General features: G+C 71.8%; 10 protein-coding genes. 5 read left to right on the forward strand and 5 right to left on the reverse strand.

Going from position 1 to position 14,920, the window contains the following annotated elements; genetic code table 11:
• Positions 1-22: 22 nt before the first annotated feature.
• Complete coding sequence (locus tag Acy02nite_RS37930) at positions 23-1,273, reverse strand: M20 metallopeptidase family protein (RefSeq protein WP_203752607.1); 1,251 nt, start codon at positions 1,271-1,273, stop codon at positions 23-25.
• Positions 1,274-1,688: 415 nt separating this feature from the next.
• Here Acy02nite_RS37930 and Acy02nite_RS37935 point away from each other — a divergent pair, with 415 nt between their 5' ends.
• The 3 genes from Acy02nite_RS37935 to Acy02nite_RS37945 all read left to right on the forward strand — a co-directional run bounded on the left by Acy02nite_RS37935 (position 1,689) and on the right by Acy02nite_RS37945 (position 3,498).
• A complete protein-coding gene (locus Acy02nite_RS37935) occupies positions 1,689-1,985 on the forward strand; it encodes a hypothetical protein (RefSeq protein WP_239175564.1) in 297 nt (98 codons plus the stop codon).
• The gene (locus tag Acy02nite_RS37940; protein ID WP_239175565.1) at positions 1,982-2,518 is read left to right on the forward strand and encodes a GAF domain-containing protein; all 537 of its coding nucleotides are present in this window, start codon (positions 1,982-1,984) and stop codon (positions 2,516-2,518) included. The genes Acy02nite_RS37935 and Acy02nite_RS37940 overlap by 4 nt, the downstream gene beginning before the upstream one ends.
• A gap of 128 nt (positions 2,519-2,646) precedes the next feature.
• Positions 2,647-3,498: a dioxygenase family protein gene (locus Acy02nite_RS37945; protein ID WP_239175566.1), complete on the forward strand. Its 852-nt coding sequence runs from the start codon at positions 2,647-2,649 to the stop codon at positions 3,496-3,498.
• A 69-nt stretch (positions 3,499-3,567) separates the two neighbouring features.
• On the opposite strand, the gene Acy02nite_RS37950 is transcribed toward Acy02nite_RS37945, so the two are convergent.
• Together Acy02nite_RS37950 and Acy02nite_RS37955 are read right to left on the reverse strand one after the other, a co-directional pair.
• On the reverse strand, positions 3,568-7,104 hold the full coding sequence (locus Acy02nite_RS37950) for a ricin-type beta-trefoil lectin domain protein (protein ID WP_203752610.1): 3,537 nt from the start codon (positions 7,102-7,104) through the stop codon (positions 3,568-3,570).
• 97 nt (positions 7,105-7,201) lie between these two features.
• A complete protein-coding gene (locus Acy02nite_RS37955; protein ID WP_203752613.1) occupies positions 7,202-8,101 on the reverse strand; it encodes a LysR family transcriptional regulator in 900 nt (299 codons plus the stop codon).
• A 140-nt stretch (positions 8,102-8,241) separates the two neighbouring features.
• On the opposite strand from Acy02nite_RS37955, the gene Acy02nite_RS37960 reads away from it, so the two are divergent.
• Positions 8,242-9,117 (forward strand): SDR family NAD(P)-dependent oxidoreductase, encoded by an 876-nt coding sequence (locus Acy02nite_RS37960; protein WP_425548174.1) that lies wholly within the window; start codon positions 8,242-8,244, stop codon positions 9,115-9,117.
• Here the strand turns inward: Acy02nite_RS37960 and Acy02nite_RS37965 are convergent.
• Both Acy02nite_RS37965 and chvE read right to left on the reverse strand, forming a co-directional pair.
• Positions 9,056-10,714 (reverse strand): glycoside hydrolase family 99 protein, encoded by a 1,659-nt coding sequence (locus Acy02nite_RS37965; protein ID WP_203752617.1) that lies wholly within the window; start codon positions 10,712-10,714, stop codon positions 9,056-9,058. The genes Acy02nite_RS37960 and Acy02nite_RS37965 overlap by 62 nt on opposite strands.
• Before the next feature lie 138 nt (positions 10,715-10,852).
• Positions 10,853-11,983 (reverse strand): multiple monosaccharide ABC transporter substrate-binding protein, encoded by a 1,131-nt coding sequence (chvE, locus tag Acy02nite_RS37970; RefSeq protein WP_203752622.1) that lies wholly within the window; start codon positions 11,981-11,983, stop codon positions 10,853-10,855.
• Positions 11,984-12,124: 141 nt separating this feature from the next.
• Between chvE and Acy02nite_RS37975 the strand changes: the two genes are divergently transcribed.
• Positions 12,125-14,851, forward strand: a complete 2,727-nt coding sequence (locus Acy02nite_RS37975; RefSeq protein ID WP_203752625.1) for an XRE family transcriptional regulator — start codon at positions 12,125-12,127, stop codon at positions 14,849-14,851.
• The last annotated feature ends 69 nt before the right edge of the window (positions 14,852-14,920 follow it).

A 14,920-nucleotide genomic window follows, 5' to 3' on the forward strand; every position in this document is an offset into this window, starting at 1 on the left:
GCTGGCGCGTCGGGATCGCACGTCACGATCGTGTGCGGTGGGTCAGCCAGCCGGCCATGGTACGCACGCCGTGACCGATGGCGCGCTCGTCCGGGTCGAACGTCCCGAAGTGGGGGTAGCTGGTGGCGATGTCGGCGTCGGGGCGGCGGACACCGAGGAAGGTGTACGTGCCGGGCATCCGGTTCAGGAACAGGGCGAAGTCCTCGCCGCTGAACGGGACCGCGGCGTACGTCGGCAGGGTTCTGCTGTCGCCGATGGTGCGGCGCAGATAGCGGTTGAGCGCCTGGCCCTCGCGCTGCGGGCACACCATCGCCGGGAAGGGGTCGGCGGGGAAGGTGACGTCGGCGGCGCCGTACCGCTGGGCCAGTCGCCGGATGGCGGCGCGCACCTCGGGGTATCGCTCCTGCGGCCAGCAGCGGTAGGCGACGCGCACGCTGGCGCCGGCCGGCTGGGCCTGCACGAAGACGAACCGGGACAGTGCGCTGCCCGGCCGTTCGATCTCGGCGACCAGGTTCTCGAGATCGCCGGAGGTGACGGGACGGGACACCGTCCCGAGCGCGGCGAGGTCGGTGGCGAGCGCCTTCGCGTTCGCCGCGGCGTCCGGCCCGGTCAGCGTGATGGTGCCGCGGTCCTGGCCGGGCAGGCCGAACCCGGCAGTGGTGGCGAACGTCCCGACCGGGAACGGCCCGCAGTGCAGGGCGTGGATCTCCTCCGGGCGGACGCTGTCGAACACGCCGTCGTCGAGCATCGCGCCGGCGCCGGCCAGCGACTCCTCCCCCGGCTGGAAGACGAAGACCAGCCGGCCGGCGAGACGGGCGCGCAGCCGGGCCAGGGTCAGCGCGACGCCCACCCCGACGGCGGTGTGCAGATCGTGCCCGCACACGTGGGCCACCTCCGGGCCGCCCCCGATCTGGTCCTGCGGCGGCACCGCGTCCATGTCGGCGCGGTAGGCGATCGTCCGGCCGGGCCGGGCGCCGGTGAGGACACCGGCCACGCCGTGGCCGCCGATGCCGGTGGTGACGTCCAGACCGGCCCCGCGCAACTGCCGCGCGACCAGGGCGGCGGTGCGGGCCTCCTGGCCTGCCGCCTCGGGGTGACGGTGGATGTCGCGGCGCAGCTCGATCAGGTGGCCCTCGAGGCGGCGGGCCACGTCGTCGATCGAGCGCGGCGCGGCGTGCGCGACCGCGGCCGGGGCCAGCAGTGCTCCGGCGGCGCCACCGATCCCGCCCAGCACGATCCGTCGGCTGACCGCCCGATTTCCCAGGTTCGACATGGTCTTCCTCCCCGTGTTCCCGGCTGCCCTCCGGCGAGCCGGCCGGGATAAGGATGTCCTCCGGTACGGGGGTGAGGCAGTAACGCAGGGTCCCGGACACATGGTGGTGCCAGCGTTACTGTCACGGCCCGGCCGGACTGCAAGGATCGCGAGCGGGCGTACCGGCACCGGCTCAGGGAAATCGCGCGGGAGCCGAACAGATGGAGTACCAACGGCTCCGGCCCGGCGTGGCGGTGAGCCGTCCGCGGCGGGCGACTGCCTGACAGCCACGAGATGAGAAACCGCCGTGAGCGCAGATAACACCGCGGGCGCCGAGCAGACCCGCATGGCCAACGACCTGACGAACCTCGCCGGCGGATTCCGCCACTGACGCCCACCCACGCCCACCTGATGTCCCGGACCACTTGGAGTCCCCGTGACCACACCCGAAACGCCCGGCGACGCCTACGGGCTGTCGCGCCCCACCATGGCCGACGCCCGCGACGCCATGCATCGCGTGCACGGCCACACCGGGCGCTCCTCGTGGGCCCGGCTGCTGGCAGCCGCGAAGCTGACCGGCAACGAGACCGACGAACCGTCCCTGCTGCGCCTGCTGGAGACGATGACCAACCTGGACCCGGTCAGCCGGCTGTGCGCCCAGGCCCTGCGCATCCGCCTGACCTCGCACACCCACCTCGCCGCCGCGCAACTCGCCACCAGGAGTCCCGCATGAACCTCGCGACCGACAACGGCATGACCGGCGCCGCCCTGTTCGACCGGCTCGGCGAGCCCGGCCGGATGCGGCAACTCGCCGGCTACGACCTCTTCCACCCCGGTCTGCGCGACGCCCTCGACCGGATCGCCGCCCGCAGCGCGCAGCGCCTCGGCGCACCGGTGTCGATGGCCTCGGTCCTGCTGGACAGCGCGCAACTGGTCATCGGCCGGCACGGCGTGCCGGACGCCGGCGACGATCTGCAGGGCATCCCCGCGGAGTGGTCGCTGTGTGCCCACACCGTGCTGACCGGCCGCCCGTACCTGGTGGCCGACGGCGACGCCGACCCGCGGCACGCCGGCAATCCGATGCTCGCGCTGACCCACCTGCGCAGTTACGCCGGTGTGCCGCTGACCGACGGCAGCGGGCACGTCCTCGGGGCGCACTGCGTCCTGGAGGCCGCCCCGCGGCACTTCACCGACGCGGACCTCGCCGTCCTCACCGAGGGCGCGGCCGACATCATGCGCGTCCTGGAAGGCTATCGGGTCGATTAGGCGCTCGGCGGGTGCCCGCCGGTCGGCCGGCGGGCGCCGTGACGGGCACGTCAATTACTTGCACATTGAAGTTGTCCGGTCGTACGGTTCACTTAACAGTTGAAGTGATCGAGCGCCCGGGAGAGTCCATGAACCCCGCCGTCCCCGCCGGTGCCTACGACGCACTGCTCGCCCGCGTGCTGCCGGAGGCACGCGACCACCGCGTCTGGGAGCCGGCCGACGGTCCGCTGCCCGCCCTGTTCGTCAGCCACGGCGCGCCGCCCACCCTCGACGACGCCCGCTGGCTCGACGACCTGTTCGCCTGGGGCCGATCCATGCCGAAACCGCGCGCCATCGTCGTCGTCTCCGCCCACTGGGAGAACGCTCCGGCCGCGCTGTCCGGCACCGACGCGGGCACCCCGCTCTACTACGACTTCGGCGGGTTCCACCCGCGGTACTACACCTTGCCGTACGCGACGCCGGACGCCACCGCCCTGGCCCACCGGGTGGCCGGCACGCTGGGCTCGACCGGCCCGGTCCACCAGTTCACCGACCGGGGCCTCGACCACGGCGCGTTCATCCCGCTGATGGCGATGTACCCGGCCGCCGACGTGCCGGTCGTCCAGCTGTCGATGCCCAGCCTCGACCCGGAGGCGCTGCTCGCTCTCGGGCAGCGGCTGCGGGGCCTGCGCGACGAGGGGATCCTCGTCATCGGCTCCGGGTTCATGACGCACAGCTTCGCCGCGATGCGCAATCCCGCCCTGGCCGGCCACAACGCCGCCTTCGACGAGTGGGCCGCGGACAGCATCCGGCGCGGCGACATCGACGCGCTGGTCGACTACCGCGCCAAGGGGCCGGGTGCGCACGTCGCGCACCCCACCGCCGACCACTACGTTCCGCTGCTGCTCACCATGGGCGCCGCCAGTGATCCGACGACCGCGACCTCGGCCATCGAGCGGATCGTGTTCGGCAACTCGATCCGCTCGCTCCTGGTGCACTGACACCCGGGGGTCGCGCGCTCGACGGCGTACGCCAATCGGGCCTGATGATTCTGATCGGTTCGCCGGTGGTCATCCCAGGCGGAACCGCTGGGCGGCGCTGCCGTTGCAGTCGTAGATCTGCAGCAGGTCGCCGGGCTGCTGCTTGTTGCCGGTGTCGTCGAGGCAGCGGCCGGACTGGGCGTTGAAGAGGGTGCCGTCGGCGCGGCTGACCCACTTCTGCGAGCCGCTGCCGTTGCAGTCGAACAGCTGGACCGGGGTGCCGTTGGTGGTGCCGGCGTTGCTGACGTCGAGGCATTTGCCGAACACCCGGAGGGTGGCGTCGCCCGGGGTGGACCAGCGTTGGGCGTCGGTGCCGTTGCAGGTGAACAGCTGCGCCGCGGAGGCGGAGGACGGGTCGGCGTCGACGATGTCGGCGCACAGCCCGCCGGGGCCGGTGATCGGGCCGGGCGGCAGCTGCCAGAGCTGACCGTCGGTGCCGGCGCAGTCGTAGAGCTGCAGTTGCACGGCCCCGGGCGTGCGGTTGGAGCCGGGCACGTCGAGGCAGCGCCCGGACGCGGGGTTCAGCAGGCTGCCGTCGGCCCGCCGCGTCCACGACTGGCCGGCGGCGCCGGTGCACGCCGCGATGGTGACCGCCGCGGTGTTGCCGGTGCCGGTCGTGTTCAGGCAGCGGCTCAGCACGCGCACGGTGTTGTCGCTCCCGTAACCGATCTGCTGCGCGGCGCTGTGGTTGCAGGTGTACACCTGGACCGGCTGACCGTCGGCCGCCACTCCCCCGCGTACGTCCAGGCACAAACCGCCGACGCCGAGCACCTCACCGGTGGCCGGGTTGTCGGCGGCCGAGCCGCTCAGCGTGACGGTGTGCGCGGAGCCTGCCGGGAGGTTCGCGGTGGTGACGGTGACGGTGCGGCTGTTCCGGTTGTACGCCCACGCCGTCTCCGGCACCTGCACGCCGTCGACCAGGACGGCGGCGGGCGCCCCGCTGTTGGCGACCCGCAAGGTGTAGGCGCGGGCGGCCGGCGCGCCCGGGAAGCTGCCTGCAGTGGCGCCGACGGTGAACGTGCGGGTGCCGTCCGCCCAGGACAGCGGCGTGGTGGTGGACGGCCCGCTGCCCTCACCCGCGTCGGCGTACAGGGAGAAGGTTCCGTCGGCCCCGGCCGCGACCGTGACGGTGAGCTTGCTCGCGACGCTCTCCTTCTGACCGTGCACGTAGTCGGTGCGGGCGGGCACCAGGCCACCGGCCCGGACGAGCACCGGCATCCGGGACAGCGGCGCGGTCATCGTGACGGTCGCCGGCCCGGTCCAGCTCGCGCCGGTGAAGTAATCGGTCCAGGTGCCCGGCGGCACCCACACCGGCACCGAGCCGTTGCCGGCCGCGTCGTTCGGCGTGACGATCGGCGCGACCAGCAGGTTGTCGCCGTAGAGATACTCGCCGGTCGCGCTGTAGGCGGCTTCCTGACCGGGAAACTCCAGATACATCGGCCGTACGATCGGCAGGCCGTTCTGACTCGCCTGACGCGCCGTCGTGTACGTGTAGGGCACCAGCGCCTCCCGCAGCCGCAGGAACTTCTGCGCGCTCGCCTGGGCCGCTCCGGGGTAGTCCCACGGGAGCCGGTCGCCGTGGTCGGAGTGCATCCGGTCGACCGGCTGGAACGTGCCGAACTGCATCCACCGCGCGTACAGGTCGTCGGCGAGGTGCCCGCCGTGGAAACCGCCCAGGTCGTGGGTGACGTTGGAGAGCCCGGCGGCTGCCTCCGCGGCGGTGAACCGCACCTCGTAGGCCAGGGTGTCCCACGTCGAGTAGGTGTCCCCGGTGAACGCCAGCGTGTTGCGCCGTTCCGACCAGGGGCCGAGCGCGAAGTTGCTGGCGTCGAGGCTGCCGTGCTCGGTGCCGCCGATCCGGCTGAACGCGAAACCGCGCAGGCCACGGGCGGTGTCATGGTCGGCGTACGCCTGGTTGATCAGATTGTCCGGCGCCACGTGCGGGTTCGAGGCGATCGACGAGCCGCAGCCGCCGCAGTAGTCCAGCCACCAGTTGCGGACGCCCTGCTGCTCGAACGGCGTGTGCAGGCTCTGGTACGCGCTCAGGTGCGCCGGGTTGGACCAGTCGAAGTAGTGGGTGTGCCCGTCCGGCTGCACCGGCAGCCCACCGGCCGCCGCGTTCGCCGCCGGGAATCGCGGGTCGCTCGCGTCGATCGCGGGGTGGATGTTGAAGCTGGTGTCGAGGTTCAGCTGCTTCGTCCAGGTCAGGAACGCCTGCGGATCGGGGAACAGGTCGGTGTTCCAGTTCCAGCCGTCCCACTGCACCGGCTTCTTCCAGTCGGTGTCCACGACCAGCCAGTCCAGGGGCGTGAAGTTCCTGCGGAACGCGGGCAGCACGGTGTTCTGGTAGTCGGACGTGCTGTACCCCCAGAAACGGGAGAACCAGACGCCGTACGCGGTCTGGGGCAGCAGTTTCGCCGGGCCGGTCAGCGCGTTGAGGTCGGCGAGGGCCTGCTTGTAGTTCTGGCCGTACCCGAAGAAGTAGCCGTCCTGGTAGGGCTGGGCGCCGTGGCCCGGCCGGTCGCCGACCGTGTGGTTCGCGCTCAGCAGCGCGGTGCGGGTGTCGTCGAGCAGGTACCAGCCGCCGCGGTTCAGCACGCCCGGGTGCAGCGCGTTCGCGTCCGGCAGGCCGTTCGGCAGGTTGTCCAGCGAGCGGTACCAGCCGCCGAGCTGGCTGGCCGGGCCGGCGCCGTAACCGGTGGTGCGCAGGTCCGTGGCCGGCCCCGGATAGGTCGTGCTCGTGGCGGGCAGGACCGCGAGGCTGTCGAGGTTGACCCGGCCCGAGTCGGCGGCGTCGCGCGCGACGTCGATCGTGTTGACACCCGCCCGCAGCGCCACCGTGACCGAGGCGGTCGACCAGGTGTCCCAGGAGGCGGTCGGCGGCAGATTGAACCGCGGCCCGGTCGCGCCGTTGACGTGCGCGGTCAGGGTCCGGGTCGTGGACTGGTTGTCGCTGCCGACGGCGTTGGCGTATCGCAGCGCGAGCCGCCACGTGCCGGCCGTGGGCACGTCCACGTCGTACCGCACGCCGCTACCGGTGCTCTCGAACCCGCCGGCGAACCCGGTGCCGGTGTGGCCCTGGTGGTCGTAGGCGGGGGTCACTCCGCCGGTGAAGAGCGCGTTCTCCCCCTCGCACGACGTCGACGCCGGGCAGTAGGACGGATAGACCGGGCGTGCGGTGACGCCCGTCGCGGTGATCGCCACGCTGAGGTTGGCAGCGGTGAACGGGCCGCTGTTCTGCTTGTACCGCAGGGTCAGCGCGCTGGTCCGGATCTCGCGGAACCCGTCGGCGGTCACCGACGTGGTGTAGGCGGGTGCGGTGAACGCCCGGTTGACCACGTTGAAGGTGGTGGCGTCGGTGAAGGCGCCGTCACCGGCGTACTGCATGCGGATCAGCGTCGGGGTGAGCACCTCGAACCGGGCGGCACCGTCCGTCACCGCCGCGGCCGCGGCCGCCGTCGCGGTTGCCGTCGCTGTTGCCGGAGGTGCCACGACGGCGATCGTGGCGGCCAGGGTGAGCGCGAGAACCGCTGCCGAACGCCGGAAGGGTGAAGCCGGAACCCACATGTGCACCTCGCACGACTCGATCCACCTCCCCGCATCCAATCACCATCATCGATACTTGTAAACAATGCTTACGGTTTCGCCCTCGGCCGCAAAGGATTCACGCGGCAGGCGGATCGAGGGGATCGAGGTGGGCGATCAGGGCGGCCAGATCCCGGCGACGGGAATCGGCCGGCCACGTGGCCCACGTCCGCCGGATCAGCGGAGAGCCGACCAACGGTGTCCACAGCACGCCGGCCGGCAAGGGCTGGGACCAGTCGCGCGGCGCGAACGCGAAGGCCTGACCGGAGCTGACCGCCGCGAACTTCACCTCCGCGATCAGGAACTGCCCGGGTGGCACCGCCGGGCCCGGATCCACGCCGTGACTGCGCAGCACGGCGTTGACCTCGTCGAACCAGGGCGGACTGTCGGCCCTCGCGAACGCCAGCCAGTCGAGACCGGCGAGCTTCTCCAGCCGTACGCCGGCGGAATCCGATCTCTGATCGGAAGCGGACAGCAGGACGCCCAGCGGCTCCTCCACCACCAGCATCGCGTCGAAGTCGCTGTCCATTGGGTGCGAGCGCAGCAGGCCGAGCTCCAGGTCGCCGTCGCGCAGCGCGTCGAGTTGGGCGGCGGAGGTGAGGTGGCGGACCTCGGTGCGGGTCCGCGGATGCGACCCGGCGAGCGCCGCGAAGGCACTCGGCAGCAGGCCGGGAGGCAGTTCCAGCGGTACGCCGACCCGCAGTCGCGTGTCGGCGCTCAGCGCGAACCGGCCGACCGCGGACAGCGCCTGCTCGTAGCGGGCCAGGACCGCCCGTGCCTCGCCGGCCAGCACCACGCCCGCCTCGGTGAGCCGCACCCCGGTGCTGCTGCGTTCCAGCAACTCCACGCCGACCTGCTGCTCCAGGGCGGCCACCGTCTGCGACACGGCCGGCTGGCTCACCCGAAGCCGGCGGGCCGCACCGGAGAGGCTGCCCCGTTCGGCGATGGCCAGAAAGACCCTGAACTCGCGGAGATCCATCCGAGCATCGCACCACATCGCCCCTGATGGGGGCCGATAAGGAGGGCTTATGGCGGACGGGATGGGCACGCCGGGCCGCGATGCTTACACCTTCCGCGAGCCCCGCCACCGGGGCCGCGGGACAGAGAAGGTGTACGAACATGGCAACTGCACTATCCGGCAGGACAGCCCTGATCACCGGCGGCAACAGCGGCATCGGGCGGGCCACCGCGGTGGCGCTGGCCGCACAGGGCGCCACCGTGGTGATCGCCGGGCGGGACGCGGACCGCGGCGAACGGGCGGTGCGGGAGATCGAGCAGGCCGGGGGCACGGCGTACTTCGTCGCGGCCACCCTGGACGGCGAGCGGTCCGCACGGGCGCTGGCGGCCACCGCGGAACAACTCGCCGGGCCGATCGACATCCTGGTCAACAGTGCCGGGGTGTTCCCGTTCGGGCCGACCGGGAACACCACCGAGGAGCAGTTCGAGCAGGTCTACGCGCTGAACGTGAAAGCGCCGTACTTCCTGGTCGCCGAACTGGCGCCGCGAATGGCGGCCCGCGGTCACGGCGCGATCGTCAACGTGACCACGATGGTCGCCGAGTTCGGCATGGCGGGCATGGCGCTGTACGGCTCGAGCAAGGCCGCCGTCGGGCTGCTGACCCGGTCGTGGGCCGCCGAGTTCGGTCCCAGCGGCGTGCGGGTCAACGCGGTCAGCCCGGGCCCGACCCGTACCGAGGGAACCGCCGCGCTCGGCGAGGGGCTGGGTGACCTTGCCGCGGCCGCGCCCGCGGGCCGGCCGCGGCTCCCGAGGAGGTGGCCGCGGCGATCGTCTTCCTGGCCGGGGACGAGGCGTCCTTCATGCACGGCGCGGTCGTGCCGGTCGACGGCGGACGCACCGCGGTCTGACCGCGACCGGGGCCTCGGCCCCCGTGTCCGTCGTCATGGGCAGGACGACGGACACGGGGCCGGAGGCCTCAGCGCGCGTACGCCTCCAGGGTGGAGAGCTGCCCCGCCGGCCAGCCGGAGTTCGCGGTGAAGGTGACCCGCAGATAGCGGATCGTCGACGCCGGGAAGGTGACCGTCACCGTGTTGCCCGAGGCCGGGTCGAAGCCGCGCCCGGCGGCAGCCGACAGCGTGTCGAACGAGGACCCGGTCGTGCCGCCGGACACCGCGAGGGTCTGACTGCGCGCACCCCACGCCGGTGGCAGTCCGAGCACCACCCGCCCGACCGGGACCACCGAGCCCAGGTCGACCTGGATCCACTGCGGGAAGGCGTTGTTGGTGCTCTCCCAGTAGGTGCCGGCATCACCGTCGACAGCGTTGCCCGGGCCGTAGACCTGGGTGTATCCGCTGGTCGACGTGCCTCGGCCACGAGCCAGGTCGGTGTTCGGCGGCGTCGTGGTCACCGTCGGCGGGGTCGGCCGGACGGCGGTGAGCGCCAACTGCCCCTTGAGCATCCGCCCCGCGTCGGCGGTGATCCGCAGGTAGTAGTCGGCGGAGCAGAACGTGCCGTCCTCGTCGAGCGCGCGGATGCCGGTGCCGGCCGGCACGGACGCGGCCGTCTCGGCGGTCTTGGCGATCTGGTTGCCCTCGTTGTATTCGTCGAACATCGAGACGTACAGGCCCTGGGCGCCGAGCCGGATCATGTTGTAGACGCTGCGCCAGTAGAAGTCGCCGTGCCTCCGGTGCCCGGCCGACAGGTCACCCGGCAGGACGCAGGGCTGGTAGTCGATACCGTGCGCGGTGCAGTCGGCCTGGTCGGCGGTGTTGACGTTGGCGTAGAACCAGTCCAGTCCGGCCAGGTCACCGGTGCGCCCGACCATCCACGGCGAGATCATGTCGAAGGCGTGGTAGACGTCGAGATACCCGGCGCGGCTGTCGTTCCTGCCCTCGCGCCAATAGGTGGGGACGCCACCGATGACGTAGCAGCCCTGCGCCTTGAACCAGGTGATCACGTCGAGGCAGGCGGCCGGGGTGAAGGCGTGGTTCTCGTCGGCGAAGCCGAAACCCCAGACGCAGACGACCGGTTTGCCGTTCTGCCGGGCATAGGCGCCGGACGCGGCGTGCGCCGACATCCTGGTGAGCCAGTCGGTCTTGATCTCCGCCTGCATGGTCGCCCAGCCGCTGACGTCGTACATGAGGTAGAACTTGCGGCCGGTGCGCTCGGCCGCGGCCCGAACCTTCTGCGCCATCGCGTCCCGGGTCGGGCCCTCGTCGCCGAACGGGTTGAACCGCTGCAGCGCCGCGGTGTCGATGCCGTAGGTCCGCATCCAGTCGAAGTGGGTGTCCACCGTCTGCTGGTCGTAGGAGGAGAAGAGCGCGGCCGGCTGCCCGCCGCCGAGATTCGGGTACGCCGTCGGATAGGTGTGCGTGTAGTCGCGGACGTCCGGCCAGGACACGATCGTCGTGTTGCCCGGTGATGGCGGCTGGAAGCGGTCACGGCTCCAGTGCCACCAGCCGCCGATCGGGGCCGCGTCGCCCGGGCAGGCGAACCAGCCCTGATACCCGACGGTGATCTTGCCGACGACGTCGCCGGCGGGGGAAACCGCCCGCGCGGGCGAGGCGCCGGCGAGGACAGCGGCGGGAGGTGCGAGCGCGGCGGCAGACAGCAACGTGCGCCGGGAAACAGCCATGGGGACTCCTGGACGGCCGGGTGGGGGAATGGATCGATGGCCATCGTGGCAGCGCCGGACACATGTACGCAATAGTTGAATCGGTCTTTGCAAGATTGAGTCACGACTGTGAAAATCCGGCACGGAACCGGTGGCCGGTCACTTCAGCTGGGCCCTCGTGTAGAAGCCGCTGTCGATCAGCGCCTTCTCGTAGTTGCCCTTGTTCACGATCGTGGTGTCGAGCAGCATCGACGGCACCACCTTCACCCCGTTGTCGTAGTCCTTGTCGTTGTTGGTGGCCGGCTTGCTCCCCTTGAGGACGGCGTCGGCCATCTGCGCGCTGGTCCTCGCCAGGTCGCGATAGTCCTTGAAGATCGTGGAGTACTGCTCGCCCGCGACGATCGACTTCACCGACACCACCTCGGCGTCCTGGCCGGTGACCACGGGGTACGGCTGCCCGGTGGTGCCGTACCCGTTGCTCTTGAGCGCCGAGACGATGCCGATCGACAGGCCGTCGTAGGGCGACAGCACACCGTCCACCTTCAGGCCGGACCGATAGGTGGAGGTCAGCAGGTTCTCCATCCGGTCCTGGGCGGTCCTGGCCTGCCATCGCAGGATCGCGATCGCCGGGAAGCCGGTCTGCCCGCTCGGCACCTTCAGCACACCCTTGTCCAGGTACGGCCGGAGCACCGACATCGCCCCGTTGTAGAAGAAGGTGGCGTTGTTGTCGTCCGGCGACCCGGCGAACAACTCGACGTTGAACGGGCCCTTCGCGGCGCCCGGCGCACCGCCGGCGTCGAGCAGCCCGAGGCCGGTGAGCAGGGAGGTCGCCTGCTGCACACCGACCTTGAAGTTGTCGAAGGTGGCGTAGTAGCCGACGTTCGGCGACTTGAGGATCAGCCGGTCGTAGGCGATGACCGGGATCTTGGCATCCGCCGCGCTCTGCAGCTGCGAGGTCATCGCGGTGCCGTCGATGGAGGCGATGATCAGCAGTTTGACACCCTTGGTGATCTGATTCTCCACCTGGTTCACCTGGGTCGGGATGTCGTCCTCGGCGTACTGCAGGTCGACCTTGTAGCCGAGCGCCTCGAGCTCCTTCTTGACGTTCTGGCCGTCGCCGTTCCACCGTTGCGACGATCGCGTGGGCATCGTGACACCGATCAGCGCCCCGGCGTTGTCCGCGACCCCGGAGGCTTGCTTGTCGGTGGTCTTCTCGCTGGAGCCACAGGCGGCGGCTGAACAGGCCAGTAGAGCAGCCGCCGCCACGACGACGACGCGGGACCTTCGCATGTGCAGCTCCTTGCAGTTCGGGGGGTCGAGCCGACGCATCTACTGTGGAGACGACCGTAGGCAGTCGCGCCGATGTTCGGGTTCGGCGCCGGGAACTGAACAACGAACACCGGACACGGCGCGACGGCGCAGGGAGGTGACGTGCCCCGACAGGAACGTCCGCTGGAGTCCGAGGACACTCCCCTCCTGCGGCTCGCCGGTGACCTGCGGCGGCTTCGCCTGGGCGCCGGCCGGCTCTCGTATCGGGAACTGGGGAGACGGACGAACTACTCCGCGGCGGCGCTGTCCGACGCGCTGTCCGGCCGCCGCCTGCCCAGCCTTGCCATCACCACCGCTGTCGTCCGGGCCTGCGGCGGCGACGTCGGCGAGTGGACCGAGCGGTGGCGGCGCCTCGCCGCGGCGCATCCCGGCATGCCCACGGGCGTGCCCGCCCCGTACGCCGGCCTGACCGCCTATCAGGTCGGCGACGCCGACCGGTTCTTCGGCCGCGAGGCCGTCACCGAGACCCTGACGAGGCTGGTCGGCGAGCGCCCCTTCGTCGGCGTCTTCGGCTCCTCCGGCGCGGGCAAGTCGTCGCTGCTGCGAGCCGGGCTGATCGCCCGCAGCGAGCGGACCCCGATCCTGATCACGCCGGGAACCGATCCGATCACCGAACTGGCAGCGGCTATCGCGCAGCTGGCCGACGAACCCGTCGACCGGGTCCGCGGGGACCTGGCCGCCGGCGCCGAGGCGCTCCGCGGCTGGCTCGCGAAAGCAGCCGACGACGTGCTGCTGGTGGTCGACCAGTTCGAGGAGGTGTTCACGGTCTGCGGCGACGCCGAACGGCGCTGGCTGATCCGGGCGCTGACCGCCGCCGCGGGGCCCCGGGCCCGCATCGTGGTCGGCGTGCGCGCCGACTTCTACGGCCACTGCGCACGGCACCCCGAACTGGTCACCGCACTGCACCGCGCGCAGGTGCTGCTCGGGCCGATGTCCACCGAGGAGCTCCGATCGGCGATCACCGAGCCGGCCGCGCGCGCCGGGGCCTCTGTCGAGACGGCGCTGGTCGCTCGCCTCGTCGCGGATGTCGCCGGGCAGCCGGGCGCGCTTCCGCTGGTGTCACACGCGCTCACCGAGACCTGGCAGCGCCGCCGCGGAGTGGTTCTGACCCTGACCGGCTACGAGGACGCGGGCGGGATCGAGCACGCGCTCGCCCGGACCGCCGAACGCACCTTCGAGCAGCTCACCGAGGACGATCGTAAGGCGGCCCGCCTGCTGTTCACCCGTCTCGTGGTACCGGGCGACGGCGTCGGGGACACCGGACGGCGGGCGAGACGCACGGAGCTGCCCGTGCCGGACGCCCTGCTCGATCGTCTCGCCGGCGCGCGGCTGATCACCATCGACCGCGACAGCGTCGAGCTGACCCACGAGGCGTTGCTGCGCGCGTGGCCACGACTGGCCGGTTGGATCGCCGGCGACCGGGACACCCTGCGCCTGCAGCATCGCCTCGCCGAGGCTGCCGCGGTGTGGGAGGCACACGATCGCGACCCGGACATCCTCTACCGCGGCGCTCCCCTGGAACAGGCGGCGCCTCTGCGGGATCGGCTGAACCGGCGCGAACGCGAGTTTCTCGACGCCGGACTGCGCGCCGAGCACGCGCGCGTGCGGGCCGACCGGCGCGCTGCCCGCCGGTTGCGCCGGCTCGCCGCCGGGCTCACGGCGCTGACAGTTCTGCTGGCCGGCACGGCGCTGGCCGCGGCGGCCGCGCAGCACCGGGCCACCCGCCAGCGCAACGAGGCGCTCTCCCTGCGGGCTGCCGACACGGCCCGGGACATGATCGCCGGGCGTCCCCGCGACGCGGCGGCGCTGGCGCTGGCCGCCTACCGCCTCGCGCCCACCGCCGAGGCACGCGACGTGCTGCTGCTGGCACACGCCGCCGTCGGCGCCACCACTCTGGGACGCGGATACCTCACCCCTCCGGGACGGTACGCGGTCACCTACGCCGCCGAGACGGGTGACGAGCAGCTCTGGCGGCGTACCGGGCAGACGTGGGCACCGGCGGGCAGGCTCACCACGGCGAACAGCTACCACCACTCGACCAGCGCCGACGAGCGCCGGGCGATCTACTGGACCGGCAACACCCGATCCGACCTCTGGGATCTGACCGACCTCGATCACCCTCACAAGATCACCGCACCGGCCGGTCTCGGGATGCTCGGCGGCCTGGACCGGACCGGCTCGCTGCTGAGTGCCGTGGGAGCGGACGGGACAGCCCGGGTGTGGCGTCCGGGCGACCCGTCCGTCCGCCGGTTGCCGGTCGGTGACGTGGTCGCCACGGCCGTGCTCGCCGACGGCTCCGGCATCGTCCTGAGCCGACGCGACGGCGACCAGGACGCCATCGAGAGCTGGACGCCGGACGGGCGGCTCCTCGCCACAGTGCTGCGCGTCCCCCATCCCGCGGTCGTCCAGGCCGGGACCGCGGGGCTGATCGCCGTCACCTCCTACCTGGGCAACGCCACCGTGACCATCCTGGACGTCACGGATCCACGCGCCCCGCGTGTCGTGGCGCGAGCCGACGGCCTGGACGAGACGAGCACTCCGGCTTTCGATCCCGCCGGGCGCACCGTGGCGGTCGTCGACGGCGCGGAGGCCAGGATCTGGGACGCCCGCAGCGGCGAGAGACTGCTGTCCCTGCGCACTCAGGGCCTGCGCCTGTCCTCCCCGCGCCTCGACGGGGAGCGGTTGTCCCTGCTGGACGGGAAGTCGGCGCTCTGGCATGTCGACAGCGATCTCGATGCGGTGATCGGGCAGGTCTGCGCGCAGCCGGTCGGCGTCGACTGGAACCGGCACTTCCCCGGCGCGGAGCCTGCCGAGCTGTGTCCGCAGTGACCTCTTGGCAACGCACCCTCCGATGTATTACAACGGGGTTAACGATGGGAGCGCTCCCATCATCGTCGG

Source organism: Actinoplanes cyaneus, assembly GCF_016862095.1.
GTDB classification, from domain to species: domain Bacteria; phylum Actinomycetota; class Actinomycetes; order Mycobacteriales; family Micromonosporaceae; genus Actinoplanes; species Actinoplanes cyaneus.